The organism is Amycolatopsis sp. NPDC059021 (genome assembly GCF_042739895.1).
In the GTDB taxonomy this organism is placed as follows: domain Bacteria; phylum Actinomycetota; class Actinomycetes; order Mycobacteriales; family Pseudonocardiaceae; genus Amycolatopsis.
The window spans coordinates 40,752-54,753 of record NZ_JBHYIQ010000012.1 but is presented as its reverse complement, the minus strand read 5'-3'; the positions used below and the strand labels follow the sequence as shown (position 1 = coordinate 54,753).

At 72.2% G+C, this 14,002-nt stretch carries 7 protein-coding genes; 5 read left to right on the top strand and 2 right to left on the bottom strand.

The genetic code is table 11. The features are described from left to right. Window positions 1-23: 23 nt before the first annotated feature. The 4 genes from ACFWX1_RS09550 to ACFWX1_RS09535 all read left to right on the top strand — a co-directional run bounded on the left by ACFWX1_RS09550 (window position 24) and on the right by ACFWX1_RS09535 (window position 5,534). On the top strand, window positions 24-2,489 hold the full coding sequence (locus ACFWX1_RS09550; protein WP_378385625.1) for an FAD-dependent oxidoreductase: 2,466 nt from the start codon (window positions 24-26) through the stop codon (window positions 2,487-2,489). A gap of 33 nt (window positions 2,490-2,522) precedes the next feature. After that, the gene (locus ACFWX1_RS09545; protein WP_378385623.1) at window positions 2,523-3,143 is read left to right on the top strand and encodes a cyclodeaminase/cyclohydrolase family protein; all 621 of its coding nucleotides are present in this window, start codon (window positions 2,523-2,525) and stop codon (window positions 3,141-3,143) included. Next, window positions 3,140-3,991, top strand: coding sequence for a bifunctional 5,10-methylenetetrahydrofolate dehydrogenase/5,10-methenyltetrahydrofolate cyclohydrolase (locus tag ACFWX1_RS09540; RefSeq protein ID WP_378385621.1), 852 nt, complete (start codon window positions 3,140-3,142; stop codon window positions 3,989-3,991). Before ACFWX1_RS09545 ends, ACFWX1_RS09540 begins: the two co-directional genes overlap by 4 nt. Before the next feature lie 127 nt (window positions 3,992-4,118). Further along, window positions 4,119-5,534, top strand: coding sequence for an MFS transporter (locus ACFWX1_RS09535; protein WP_378385619.1), 1,416 nt, complete (start codon window positions 4,119-4,121; stop codon window positions 5,532-5,534). Window positions 5,535-5,539: 5 nt separating this feature from the next. Here ACFWX1_RS09535 and ACFWX1_RS09530 read toward each other — a convergent pair whose 3' ends face one another. Together ACFWX1_RS09530 and ACFWX1_RS09525 are read right to left on the bottom strand one after the other, a co-directional pair. Continuing rightward, window positions 5,540-6,517 carry an aldo/keto reductase gene (locus ACFWX1_RS09530; RefSeq protein ID WP_378385617.1) on the bottom strand — a complete coding sequence of 326 codons (978 nt, stop codon included), beginning with the start codon at window positions 6,515-6,517 and terminating at the stop codon, window positions 5,540-5,542. A gap of 2 nt (window positions 6,518-6,519) precedes the next feature. After that, a complete protein-coding gene (locus ACFWX1_RS09525; RefSeq protein WP_378385615.1) occupies window positions 6,520-7,320 on the bottom strand; it encodes an SDR family oxidoreductase in 801 nt (266 codons plus the stop codon). 305 nt (window positions 7,321-7,625) lie between these two features. Between ACFWX1_RS09525 and ACFWX1_RS09520 the strand changes: the two genes are divergently transcribed. Next, window positions 7,626-14,000 (top strand): SDR family NAD(P)-dependent oxidoreductase, encoded by a 6,375-nt coding sequence (locus ACFWX1_RS09520; protein ID WP_378385613.1) that lies wholly within the window; start codon window positions 7,626-7,628, stop codon window positions 13,998-14,000. The last annotated feature ends 2 nt before the right edge of the window (window positions 14,001-14,002 follow it).

Sequence of the window (14,002 nt, the reverse complement as noted above, 5' to 3'; positions counted from 1 at the left end):
AACTCCGACCCAGGAGGATTCCCATGACCGCATCGCCTCGTGTCGTGATCATCGGCGCCGGGATCGTGGGCGCCAACCTCGCCGACGAGCTGACCAGCCGGGGGTGGGCCGACGTCACGGTGCTCGATCAGGGCCCCCTCCCGCTGACCGGCGGCTCGACCTCGCACGCGCCGGGGCTGGTGTTCCAGACCAACGCGTCCAAGACGATGACGGAGTTCGCGCGGTACACCGTCGAGAAGTTCTCCACGCTGGAAGTCGACGGGCTGCCGTGCTTCAACCCCGTCGGCGGGATGGAGGTGGCGACGACGCCAGCGCGCTGGGAAGACCTCAAGCGCAAGCACGGCTGGGCGACGTCGTGGGGCATCGGGTCCCGGCTCATCGACCCGGACGAATGCCTCCGCCGCTATCCGCTGCTGGACGTCGGCAAGGTGTTCGGCGCGCTGTACGTGCCGACCGACGGGCTGGCGAAGGCCGGCCGCGCGGTCGTCGCCCTGACCCGCCGGGCCGAGGAGCGAGGCGCCCGCTTCGTCGGCTCCACCCGGGTCACCGGCGTGCTCCAGAGCGGCGGCCGGGTGACTGGGGTCGAGACCGACGCCGGCGTGTTCGACGCCGACATCGTGGTGTCCTGCGCCGGGTTCTGGGGCCGCCGGATCGGCGCGATGGCCGGGATGGAGGTGCCGCTGCTGCCGCTGGCGCATCAGTACGCCAAGACCGGGCAGGTGGCCGAGCTCGTCGGGCGCAACACCGAGATCTCCGAGGCGAGCCTGCCGATCCTGCGGCACCAGGACCAGGATCTCTACTTCCGCGAGCACAACGACCGCCTCGGGATCGGGTCCTACGCGCACCGGCCGATGCCGGTCGCACTGTCCGATGTGGACGAAGGCGGCGAGATCGGCGAGCACGCGATGCCGTCCATGCTCCCGTTCACCGATGAGGATTTCGCGCCGTCGTGGGAAGAGAGCAAACTTCTGCTGCCCGCGCTGCGGCAGACCAAGGTGGAGGAGGGCTTCAACGGTATCTTCTCCTTCACCCCCGACGGCCAGTCGCTCGTGGGCGAATCGGCGGACGTGCGCGGGTTCTGGGTGGCCGAGGCCGTCTGGGTGACACATTCGGCGGGCATCGCGAAGGCCGTCGCCGAGCAGCTGGTGCACGGGCGGTCGGAGACCGACCTGCACGAGGTCGACGTCAACCGCTTCGAGGAGGTCCAGCTCTCGCAGGAGTACGTCGACGAGACCTCGCAGCAGAACTTCGTCGAGATCTACGACGTCCTGCATCCCTTGCAGCCCAAGCTTTCCCCTCGCGATCTGCGGGTCACGCCGTTCCACGCGCGGCAGCGTGCGCTCGGCGCGTTCTTCCTGGAGGCGGCGGGCTGGGAACGGCCGCACTGGTACGAGGCGAACGCGCCGCTGGTCAAGGAGATGCCGCACGACTGGCTGCCCCCGGCCCGCGACGCCTGGTCGGCGCAGTTCCATTCGCCGATCGCGGCCGCGGAGGCGTGGCGCACCCGCACCGCCGTCGCGCTCTACGACATGACGCCGCTCAAACGCGTCGAGGTGAGCGGGCCGGGCGCGCTCGCCTTCCTCGAACGGCTCACCACCAACAAGCTCACCAAGTCGGTCGGCTCGGTCACCTACACGCTCATGCTCGACGACGCGGGCGGCGTCCGCAGCGACGTCACCGTGGCCCGGCTCGAGCGCGACGTCTTCCAGGTCGGCATCAACGGCAACCTCGACGTCGACCACTTCCGCAAGAACCTGCCGGACGACGGGAGCGTCCGGGTCCGCGACATCACCGGCGGGACCTGCTGCCTCGGCGTCTGGGGCCCGGCGGCGCGGGACCTGGTCCAGCCGCTGAGCCGCGAGGACTTCTCGCACGAGGGCCTCAAGTACTTCCGCGCCCGGCACGCACGGATCGCCGGAGTCCCGGTGACCGCGATGCGACTGTCCTATGTGGGCGAACTCGGCTGGGAGATCTACACCAGCGCCGACAACGGGCTCCGCCTGTGGGACGCGCTGTGGGCCGCCGGTCAGGATCTCGGGGTCATCGCCGCGGGCCGTGCCGCGTTCAACAGCCTGCGGCTGGAGAAGGGCTATCGCCTGTGGGGCACGGACATGACCATCGAGCACGATCCGTACGAGGCCGGGGTCGGCTTCGCGGTCCGCCCCGCCAAGGGTGAGTTCCTCGGCAGGGAAGCCATCGACGGCCGGAGCGAGGAGACCGCGACGCGCCGGCTGCGCTGCCTCACCATCGACGACGGTCGTTCGGTGGTGCTCGGCAAGGAACCGGTGTTCGTGGACGGACGACCCGCGGGCTACGTCACCAGTGCCGCCTACGGCTTCACGATCCGCAAGCCGATAGCCTACGCGTGGCTGCCCGCGACGGCCGAGGTCGGCACGCCGGTGGAGATCGAGTACTTCGGCCGCCGGATCGCGGCGACGGTCGCCGCCGAACCGCTGTTCGACCCCGGGATGGAGCGTATCCGCCGCTGACCGCGACCGTACGACCCCGGAGGACGAGGCCCGATGCGTGATCAGATCCTGAGCGAGTTCCTGGACCGGCTGGCGGCCCGGGTCCCGGCCCCGGGCGGGGGCGCGACGGCGGCCCTGCACGTCGCGCAGGCCGCCGCGCTGGTCGGCATGGTCGCCCGGTACAGCGACGGCCCGAAGTACGACGGGGACCGCGAGGTGATCGACGCCGTCGTCGCCGAGTCCGACGAGCTGCGGCAGCGGGCGCTGCGACTGGCCGAAAAGGACGCGTCGGCGTTCACCGCGGTCACCGCGGCGTACGGGTTGCCCAAGGGCACCGATGACGAGAAGAAGGCCAGGTCGCACGCCATCGCGGACGCGCTGCTCGGCGCGTGCCTGCCACCGGCCGAGGTCGTCGGCGCGGCCGCGGCGGTGGTGACGCTGGCCGAGCGGCTGCTGCCGGTCGGCAACCGCAACGTCGTCACCGACATCGCGGCGGCCGCCGAGGCGGCACGGGCCGGGGCCACCACCGCGCGGGTCAACATCGAGGTCAACCTCGCCGGCGTCCGCGACGAACAGGCCCGCGCCGAGCTGGTCGCCACCAAGGACGGCGTCGACGGGATCTGCGAACGGGCGGACAGGGTCACCGCCGAGGTGCGGGCGGGGCTGAGCGCGTGACCGCGATTTCGTTGTCCGGCAAGGAACTCGCCGCGTCGATCCGGGCCAGGGTCAAGGAGACCGCGGACGCGCTCACCGCCGCCGGGACACCGCCGAAGCTCGCGGTCGTGGTGGCCACCGACGACGGCTCCAGCCTCTGGTACGTCCGTTCGATCGCGAAGGCCGCCGCGAAGTCCGGGATCGAATGCGACGTCGTCGACCTCGGCGCGGACACCACGGCCGAGGAGATCCGGCGCACGCTCGGGACGCTGAGCGCCGACGACACGGTCCACGGCATCATCCTCCAGACACCGCTGCCCGAAGGGGCAACGGCGGCTGACCTCGCGGGCACGATCGACCCGGCGAAGGACGTCGACGGGGCCAATCCGGCGAGTCTCGGCAGGCTCGCCGCGCGGCTCCCCGCGTTCGCGCCCGCCACCGCCGAGGCGGTCATGGCGCTGCTCGACCACCACGACGTCCCGTTGGCCGGACGGCACGCCGTCGTGATCGGACGGTCCACTGTGGTCGGTGTGCCCGCGGCCCAGCTGCTGCTCGCGCGCGATGCCACCGTCAGTGTCTGTCATTCCCGCACGGCCGACCTGCCGGGCATGACCCGCCAGGCCGACGTGCTGGTCGTGGCGGTGGGCCGGGCCGGGATGGTCACCGCCGGGCACGTCGCCCCCGGCACCGTCGTGATCGACGTCGGCACCAACCCGGCCGAGGACGGTGGCCTGGCGGGCGATGTCGCCGCGGAGGTGTCCGAAGTGGCCGGCGCGCTGACCCCGGTGCCCGGCGGTGTCGGGCCGGTCACCACAGCGCTACTCCTCGGGCACACAGTGGACGCCGCCTCCCTCCTCAGTCAGCGGTGACGAGCCGCGTCAGGTAAAACGGTTTCCTGGCGTGGAAGGAGACCGCGGGGGTTTCACGGGTAGGTGAGGCCGCGATCGGCGGTCCGGCGCAGTGCTGCCGGCCGCATGGGAGACGGGAGAGTGGTCCGTGGGAAAACCGGACGAAGTCGCAGGTGAGCGGCCCGCCGAGGCGGGCAGGGTCACGGTGACCGAGCCGGGGGTGATCCGGCGGGCCATCGGCGCGGCGGCCATCGGCAACGTGACCGAATGGTTCGACTTCGGGGTGTTCGCGTACCTCGAGACGACCATCCGGAAGGTCTTCTTCACCGGCGCCAACGAGACAGTCGGGACAATCGGGACACTGGGGCTGTTCGCGGTCGCATTCCTCGTCCGCCCGTTCGGTGGCATGTTCTTCGGCCCGCTCGGGGACCGGATCGGCCGGACCAAGGTGCTCTCGATCACGGTCATCCTGATGGCCGTCGGCACGTTCGTGATCGCCTTCATCCCCAGCTACGGCGCGATCGGCGCCGTCGCGCCGATGCTGATGCTGGCCGCGCGGCTGCTCCAGGGCTTCTCCACCGGCGGCGAGTACGGCGGCGCGATGACCTTCATCGCCGAGTACGCCCCGGACAAGCGGCGCGGTTTCCTCGGCAGCTGGCTGGAGTTCGGCACGCTGACCGGGTACGCGCTCGGCGCCACCATCGCGACCGTGGTGACCACCGTGCTGCCCGAGGACGAGCTGCTCAGCTGGGGCTGGCGGATCCCGTTCCTGATCTCCGGCCCGCTCGGGCTGATCGGTCTTTACCTGCGGCTCAAGCTGGAGGAGACCCCGGCGTTCAAGGCGCTCGCCGCCGAGTCGCAGGGCCGAGAAGGCAACCAGACGCTGCGGGAGATCCGCACGATCTTCGTCAAGTACTGGCGCCCCATGGTGGTCTGCGGCGGGCTGGTGCTGGTTTTCAACGTCACCAACTACATGCTCACCTCGTACATGCCGACGTACCTGGCGGGGCTGCCGGACCACGGCGGGATCAGCGAGACCACGTCGCAGGTGCTGCAGATCGTCGTGCTGCTGCTGATGATGGTGTTCATCACCTTCGTCGGGCGCCTGTCCGACCGCATCGGCAGGCGGCCGGTGATCTTCGCCGGGTGCGCGTTCATGGTGGTCCTGTCCGTGCCGTCGGTGCTGCTCATGCGGGCGGGCGGGGTCGGGCCCGTCTTCGGCGGGCTGGCGATGATGGGCCTGATGCTGCTGTGCTTCAACAGCACCATGCCTTCGACGCTGCCCGCGTTGTTCCCGACCGAGATCCGCTACGGCGGCCTGTCGATCGCCTTCAACATCTCGGTGTCGCTGTTCGGCGGGACGACGGCGGTGGTGACGGCTTCACTCGTCGCGGTCACCGGCGACCTGAACTGGCCGGGCTACTACCTCATCATCGCCGGGATCATCGGCGCCGTCGCGTGCTTCTTCACCAGGGAGTCCGCGCGCAGGCCGCTGCCGGGCTCGCCGCCCGCGGTGTCGACCGAGGCGGAGGCGCGGGCGCTGCGGGAACACGCGGCCCCGTAACGGGTTCACACGTTCGCGGGCGGGGACCAGGTCAGCCGCGGGTCGGTCTGCACGAAGCTGCCGAGCAGCTGATCGACCTGCGTCAGCACGTCGAGGTCCAGCGAGACCCCGGACGCCTTGGCGTTTTCGGTGACCTGTGCCGGACTGCTCGCGCCGGCGACCACCGACGCGACGGTGTAGTGCTGGAGTGTCCAGGCCAGCGCGAGCTGGGCCATGGTCAGCCCGGCCTCGTCGGCGACCCCGCGCAGCAGGGCGACGCGTTCGAGCAGATCCGGCATCAGCAGTGGCCGGACGGCTTTCTGCGCGTCGCCCGGCACCGCCGCGCGCGATCCCGGTGGGACGTGGCCCGGCCGGTATTTGCCGGTCAGTATTCCCTGCGCCAGTGCGACCGACGCGAACTGGCCGATGCCCTCGCGGGCGCACACCGGCATCACCTGCGCCTCGGCGACCCGCCACAGCATCGAATAGTGCGGCTGGTTGGCGATCAGCGGGACGTCGAACCGCCGCGCGAGCGTGCTGGCCTGCAGCAGCTGGTCGGCCGTCCACTCCGCGGTGCCGACGTACAGGATCTTCCCCTGCCGCACCAGATCCGACAGCGCGAGGAAGGTTTCCTCCAGCGGGGTCCGGTAGTCGAACCGCAGCAGCTGGTAGACGTCGACGTAGTCGGTGCCCAGCCGCCGCAGCGAGCCGTGCAGCGACGTGACCAGGTGCTTGCGGCTCAGCCCGGCGTCGTTGGGGCCGGAGCCCTCCGGCCAGAAGACACCGGTGCACAGGACGAGGTCGTCGCGCCGGGCACCGGCGAGTGCGGTGCCGAGCGCCTCCTCGGCCGCGCCGCTGCCCCAGGCCGCCGCCGTGTGGAACGTCGTGATGCCCGCGTCCAGCGCGGCGGCGACGCGGTCCGCGCTGCCGGAATGGGTGAGCCAGTTGCCGTACGAGATCTCGCTGACGGACAGTCCGCTCGCGCCGAGCCTGCGGTATTCCATGCTCAGCCCTTCCTCGCGGTGGTCTCGATGATGGTGCGGTCGATCCATTCGTCCGGCGCCTGCGCCTTGCGCGCGTAGGTGTCCCGCACCGATTCGTGGGGCAGGATCAGGAACTCCTCCGACGCCAGGCCGCGCACGACCGAGGCGGCGACGTCGTCGGGCTCCAGCAGCGGTGCCGCCGCGGCGATCGCGAGCGCGGCGGGATGGCCGGCGGCGATACCCGGTTCGAGCAGCGCGGTGCGTACCCCGAGCGGGCACAGCGCGCTGACCCGCACGCCGCGCGGCCGGTAGGTGATGGCCAGCCATTCGGCAAGCCCGACGGCGGCGTGCTTGGTCACCGAGTACGGCGCGTCGCCGGGGGTGCCGAGCAGCCCGGCGCCCGACGCGGTGATCAGCAGGTACCCCTCGCCCCTGCCGAGCATCGCGGGCAGCGCGACCTGCGCCGCGTGCACGTGCTGCATGACGTTGATCGCCCACGACCGCGCCCATTGCTCGTCGGCGGCGTGGACCCCGGTGCCGAACGCGGCGCCGGCGTTGGAACAGAACAGGTCGACCGGGCCGAACTCGGCGCGCGCGTCGGCCACCAGCCGCTTCAGGTCCTGTTTGGACGTCGCGTCGGCGTGCCGGGCGATCGCCGTGCCACCCGCCGCGACGATGCCCGCCGCGACCTCCTCGGCGGCGGCGAGATCGAGGTCGGAGACGACCACCCCGGCCGCGCCGTCCGCGGCGAACCGCCGCGCCATGGCCGCGCCGATCCCGTGTGCCGCGCCGGTCAGCACGATGACTCGTCCTGTTACTTCCACGTGCGCTCCAGTGCCATTTTTGTCGTACTTCGGTGACCATTACTTCGATTTGTGACGCCGGTGAGTAAATTGTCGCGGAAAGCTGGGAGGTGCATGATAAAAGTGCTGGTCAGCGGCTTGTTTCGGGTAGGCGATGTATTCGTCGGCGGCGCCGCGACTTTAGCATGGATTCACTTGTTTCCCGAGTTTTCCTGCGGCAGTATTGCACTCCCTACGGCAAGTAGGTTATTTCTTGGGGACCCCCGGTGAAGATCGTCGAATCCTCGAGGTCCTCCCCGGGCGGGAGGTGAACAGGAGGCCTGCCGATGAGTCACGCGACGGCGCGGACGCGGGTGCTCGGCGTGCACCCGCTCGGGCGGCCCGACCCCGGGCTGGCGGCCGCCGTCGCGCGCGGTGGCGGGCTGGGGATCGTCGACCCCGGCGGCACCCCGGCCGCCTGGGAGTCCATTGTGGACGCGGGATTTCCGTTCGGGGTCCGGCTCGGCGCGGGGTGCCCGGTACGGCCCGAGGTGGTGCGGGACAGCGGCGCGGGGCTCGTCCTGCTCGCCGAGGGCGCGCCTTGGCCAGGCGGCGGCGCACCCGTGCTGGCCGAGGTGACCGGCGTCGAGCAGGCCGTCCGCGCGCTCGACGCCGGTGCCTCCGGCCTCGTCGCCCGCGGCAGTGAAGCGGGTGGCTCGGAACTCACGACGTTCGTGCTGCTGCAACGGCTGCTGGAGCGGTTCGGCGACGACGTCCCGGTCTGGGCGTACGGCGGCATCGGCCCGCGCACCGCGGTGGCCGCGGTCGCCGGGGGAGCGGCCGGGGTCGTGCTGGACGCGCTGGGCCTGTTCGCCGAGGCGGACGTCCCGCGCGCGGACAGGAACGAGCTGGCCCGTGCCGACGACGGCCTCGCGGCACTGTTCGCGAACCGGTTCCAGGACGCGGAAAGCGCTGTCCGCTCGGTGGTGCGCTCCCTCGCCGCGCCGCCCGCGGATCCGGCGGACCAGGGTGCCCGGCTGTGCCGCACACTGGGCACCACGCTGCCGGTGGTGCAGGGCCCGATGACCAGGGTGAGTGATCAGCCCGGTTTCGCCGCGGCCGTCGCCGGGCACGGCGGGTTCCCGTTCGTCGCGGTGGCCACCGCCGATGGGGCCAAGACGGCCGAGCTGCTGAGGCGTACCGCCGCCCGGCTCGGCGACCGGCCGTGGGGCGCGGGCATCCTCGGGTTCGTTCCCGAGGCACTGCGTGCCGAACAACTCGGCGCGGTGCGGGCCGCGCGGCCGCGGTGCGTGCTGATCGCGGGCGGGAAACCCCCGCAGGCCAAGACCTTGGAGGCCGACGGCATCGCGACCTTCCTGCACGTGCCCTCGCCGATCCTGCTGCGGCAGTTCCTCGACGCCGGGATCCGCCGGTTCGTGTTCGAAGGCGCCGAATGCGGCGGGCACATCGGGCCACGGTCGAGTTTCGTGCTGTGGGAACAGCAGCTCGACGTGCTGCGCGAGTACGGTGGCGCCGATATCAAGGACGTCGAAGTGCTGTTCGCGGGTGGTGTGCACGACGCGCGTTCGGCCGCGATGGTCGCCGCGATGGCCGAGCCGCTGGCCGCGCGAGGCGCCGGGATCGGGGTGCTGATGGGCACCGCGTACCTGTTCACCGAGGAGGCGGTGACCCACGGCGCCATCACGGGACTGTTCCAGGACCGCATGCTCGGCGCCGACGCCACGGTCACCCTGGAAACCGCGCCCGGTCACCTCACCCGCTGCCTGCCCAGTCCGTACACCGGGGAGTTCGCCGCGCTGAAGGACCAGCTGCGGGCGCGGGGCGTCGCCCCACAGGAGAGCTGGCAGCGGCTGGAGGAGCTGAACACCGGGCGGCTCCGGATCGCGAGCAAGGGGATCCGCCGTGAGGGCGCGGATCTCGTCGCGGTCGGCGAGCAGGTTCAGCTCGCCGAGGGGATGTACATGGCGGGCCAGGTCGCGGTGCTGCGCGGGGAACGCACCGGGATCGCGGCCTTGCACCGCGAGGTCACCGAAGGCGCGGCGGAACTGCTCCGCGCCAAGGGGGCGGTCCCCGCGTCCGGGGAGTCCGTTGTGGACGGTGACATCGCGATCGTCGGCATGGCCTGCGCGTTCCCCGGCGCGCCGGATCTGCCCGCGTTCTGGTCGAACATCCTGCGGGGTACCGACGCCGTGACCGAGGTCCCGGACCAGCGCTGGGACAAGAACGTCTACTTCGGACAGCAGGCCGACGGCCAGTCCGCGTCGAAGTGGGGTGGCTTCCTGCCTCCGCTGGACTTCGACCCGCTTGCCTACGGCATCCCGCCGACGTCGATGGGCAGTATCGACCCGGCCCAGCTGGTGTCGCTGGAGATGGCGCGGCGAGCGCTTGTCGACGCGGGTTACGGTGAAGGTGGCTTCGACCGCGAGCACACCAGCGTCATCTTCGGCGCGGAAGCCGGGGGCGACCTGGCGAACGCGGGCGTGCTGCGGGCGTTGCTGCCGAGCTACCTGGAGGACGTCCCCGAAGAGCTGCTCGCCCAGCTGCCCGAGCTGACCGAGGACTCTTTCCCCGGCACGCTCGCCAACGTCATCTCCGGCCGGATCGCCAACCGGCTCGACGTCGGCGGCGCGAACTACACCGTCGACGCGGCGTGCGGTTCCTCGCTGGCCGCGCTGGACCTCGCGGTGAAGGAGCTGCGGGCGGGCACCAGTGCGATGGTGCTGTGCGGCGCGGTCGATCTGCACAACGGCATCAACGACTACCTCATGTTCACCTCCGCGGGCGCGTTGTCGCCGACCGGGCGCTGCCGTCCGTTCGACGCGGCGGCGGACGGGATCGCGCTCGGCGAGGGTGTCGCCTGTCTCGTGCTCAAGCGCCGGGCCGACGCCGAACGCGACGGTGACCGAATCTACGCCGTGGTCAAGGGGGTCGGCGCGGCGAGCGACGGCAAGGCGCTCGGGCTGACCGCGCCACGTCCGGACGGGCAGCGCCGCGCGCTGGAACGGGCCTATCGCGACGCGGCGGTGTCCCCTGTGGACGTTGCGATGGTGGAGGCGCACGGCACCGGCACGGTCGTCGGCGACGCCACCGAGCTGACCACGCTCACCGAGTTCTTCACCGACGCCGGGGCCGCGCCGGGCAGTTGCGCGCTCGGTTCGGTGAAAAGCCAGATCGGGCACACGAAATGTGCCGCGGGACTGGCCGGGCTGATCAAGGCAGCGCTGGCGCTGTGGCACGAGGTCGTGCCGCCCACGCTGCACCTGAGCAGGCCGAATCCCGCCTGGGACGCGCAGCGCAGTCCCTTCACGTTCTCCACCGCAGCCCGGCCGACGCCAGTGCCGCGCGAACGTCGGTTCGCCGGAGTGAGCGCGTTCGGGTTCGGTGGGACCAACTTCCACGCGGTGCTCGGCGCTCCCGGGGTGCGGCCGGACCGGCGGCACGGGCCGCGTGACTGGGCGGCCGAGCTGTTCCTGATCCGTGGCTCCGATGTGGACAGTGCACGCGGGACACTGCGCGAACTGATGGCGGCCAACGAGGGACGCCCGCTGCGGGAACTGGCGGCGCTCGCCTCGGAGCGCGCCGACGCGGGGACCGAGCCGGTGCGGCTCGCCGTCGTCGCGGGCGATCTCGCCGAACTGCGGGACGCTGCCGAGGGGCGCGGCGGGATCACCGCCGAGAGCGGCGAACCCGGCAAGGTCGCGTTCCTGTTCCCCGGTCAGGGCAGCCAGCGGACCGGGATGCTGGCCGAGCTGTTCGTGCACTTCCCGGAGCTGGCCGAGGTGCTGCGGCTGGCCCCCGACGTCGCGGCGAAGACGTTCCCGCCGCGTGCGTTCGACGAGGAAACCCAGGCGGCGCACGAGGAATCGCTCAAGGACACCCAGGTGGCGCAGCCCGCGCTGGGCCTCGTCGAATCGGCGGTCTGCCGTCTGCTCGCCGACCTCGGGGTCCGGCCGGATCTGCTGGCGGGGCACAGTTACGGCGAACTGGCCGCGCTTTCGGTCGCCGGCGCCTTCGACACCGCGACGCTGGTGGCGCTCAGCCGGGCCAGGGCGCGGTCGATCGCCGGGGTGACCGGGGCCGACCCCGGGGCGATGGCCGCGGTCAAGGCGTCTCGCGACGCTCTCCCGGCTATGCTGATCGGCCCCGATGTCGTGGTGGCCAATCACAACGCGCCGGAGCAGACCGTCCTTTCCGGACCGACACCCGCGGTGGAACGCGCCATCCGGCGGCTGCGCGAACAGGGCGTCGCGGCGAAGCGGATCCCCGTCGCGTGCGCGTTCCACAGCCCGGTGGTGGCCGGGGCCGGCGCGGTGTTCGCCGTCGACCTCGACGCCGCGGAGATCGCGGAACCGGGCCTGCCGGTCTGGTCGAACCGCACCGCACGGCCGTACGCGCCGGACGCGGTGCGTGCCGAGCTGGCCGCGCAGATCGGCGCGCCGGTGCGGTTCGTGGACGTGATCGAGGACATGTATGCCGCGGGGGCGCGGACCTTCGTCGAGGCCGGGCCCGGCCGGGTGCTTTCCCGGCTGGCCGGGGAGATCCTCGGCGATCGGCCGCACACCGTGATCGCCTGCGATCCCGGCGGTCCCGGCCTGCGGGGCTTCCTGACCGCGCTCGCGCGGCTCGCCGTCACCGGGGCCGGCGTGCGCACCGAACGGCTTTTCCGCGGCCGGGTCCGGCTCGGCCCGCCGCCCGCTCGCGGCTGGACGGTGGACGGCCAGCTGGTCCGCGCGCCCGGTGGCGAGGTCCCCGCCCACGGGCTCGTGCCCGCCCGACGAATCCCGAGGACGACCATGAACCAGCCCGTGCCCGGCCGCGACCAGGCCGTCGTCGAATTCCTCCGCACCACCCGCGAACTCGTCGCGGCCCAGCGGGAGGTGATGCTGGGTTACCTCGGGGCGGCGGCCGCGCCTGCCGTGCCCGCCGCGCCGGTGGTGCTGCCGCCCCCGATCGAGATCACCGCTCCCGCCCCGGCGCCGGTTCCCGAGCCCGAACCGGTGGCCGTCGCCGAGGAGGTCGACGTCCTCGCGACGGTGATCGGCGTGATCAGCGAACGCACCGGCTATCCGGCCGAGATGATCGACGGCGATCTGGATCTGGAAGCCGATTTGTCGATCGACTCGATCAAACGCACCGAGATCGCGGGCACGCTGCTGGCGAAGCTCGGCCTGTCCGGGCGGGTCCACGACGACGGCCAGGACCAGCTGAGCCGGGATCGCACCGCCGCCGCGCTGGCCACCCGGCTGGAGAAATGGGTGACCCCGGAGCAGCAGCCGGTCGTGGCCGCGCCACCGGCTGCCGAGGCGCCTGCCGGGAAGGCGCCTGCCCGCTATGTACTCACCAGAATTCCCGCGCCGCTGGGGACGTTCGACACCGCACGGGTGCGGGGCAGGACGGTCGCGGTCGTCGGTGAACCCGGGCAGGACGAACTCGCGGAGTCCGTCCGGTCGGTGTTCGCCGGGGCGGGCGCGGAGGCGGGGGAGCCTGCCGAGGCGGACATCGTGGTGGTGCTGAATCCGCTGGCCGGTGCCGAGGAGCCGGTCGCCCCGCAGGTGTTCGGCCTGCTCAAGGCCGCGCGCGGGGCGGTGGTCGTGGTGGCGGCGGCCGGGGCGGACCACGGCGCCGGACTGCGGGGGCTGATCCGCGCGGCCGCGCGGGAGCGGGACCCCATGACCAGGCTGGTCGAGCTGGAGTCCACTGTGGACGTCGGGAAGGTGGTACTGGAGGAGGCGCTCGCCGACGGTCCCGCGGTGGTCCGGTACGACGCCGGGGGCCGCGCGACGATCGAACCCACGGCCGCCGACCTCGGCTCGATCGCCTACGCGGGCGCGGGCCCCGACGGCGGCGAGACCCGGGCACTCGGCCTCGGCGCGGACTCCGTGGTGCTGCTGATCGGGGGCGCGCGCGGGATCACCGCGCGGGCGGCGGTCGCGCTGGCGGCGAGCGGATGCCGGATCGAACTGGCCGGGCGCACGCCGTGGCCCGCCGAGCCCGAGGACGAGAAACTGCCGGGGGACGCGCAGGCCGTGCGTGCCGCGCTCGCCGCGCGGGGTGGTTCCGTCGCCGAGATCGAGCGCCGGGTCCGGACAGTGGTCGCCCAGCGGGAGATCGCCAGGACTCTCGACGAGATCCACGCCGCCGGGGGTAGCGGGGCCTACCGCACGCTGGACGTGCGCGACGGCGCCGCCGTCCGGCAGGTCGTGAAGGATCTGCACACCCGCTACGGAAGCATCGACGGTGTCGTCCACGCGGCCGGGGTGATCGACGACAAGCTCATGGCGGACAAGGACGAACAGTCGTTCCGCACGGTCTACGGGACCAAAGTGGACGGTGCGAGGGCGCTGCTGGACGCGCTGGAGCAGTCCGGGGTGCGGCCCGGGTTCGTCACCTTCTTCGGCAGTATCGCCGCGGTGCTCGGCAACCGGGGACAGACCGACTACGCGGCGGCGAACGACGCGCTCGAAACCCTCGGCGAGCACTGGGCGAACCGCACCGGCGGCCGCGCGCTGACCGTCCACTGGGGACCATGGGCCCCGGCGGACGACCACGGCGGCATGGTGTCGTCCGAACTCGCGCGCGAGTACGAGCGCCGCGAGGTCGCGCTGATCGACCCGGCCGAGGGCACCGCGGCGTTGTTGCGTGAGCTGGCCTATGGCTCGCCCGAGGTCCGCTCGGTGCTGTACACGGCGTCACTGTGGTGAGC

Bases quoted from the DNA above. Each gene is read 5' to 3' on its own strand.
- ACFWX1_RS09550 (WP_378385625.1), top strand. From the start codon at position 24: ATGACCGCATCGCCTCGTGTCGTGATCATCGGCGCCGGGATCGTGGGC.
- ACFWX1_RS09545 (WP_378385623.1), top strand. From the start codon at position 2,523: ATGCGTGATCAGATCCTGAGCGAGTTCCTGGACCGGCTGGCGGCCCGG.
- ACFWX1_RS09530 (WP_378385617.1), bottom strand. From the start codon at position 6,517: ATGGAATACCGCAGGCTCGGCGCGAGCGGACTGTCCGTCAGCGAGATC.
- ACFWX1_RS09520 (WP_378385613.1), top strand. From the start codon at position 7,626: ATGAGTCACGCGACGGCGCGGACGCGGGTGCTCGGCGTGCACCCGCTC.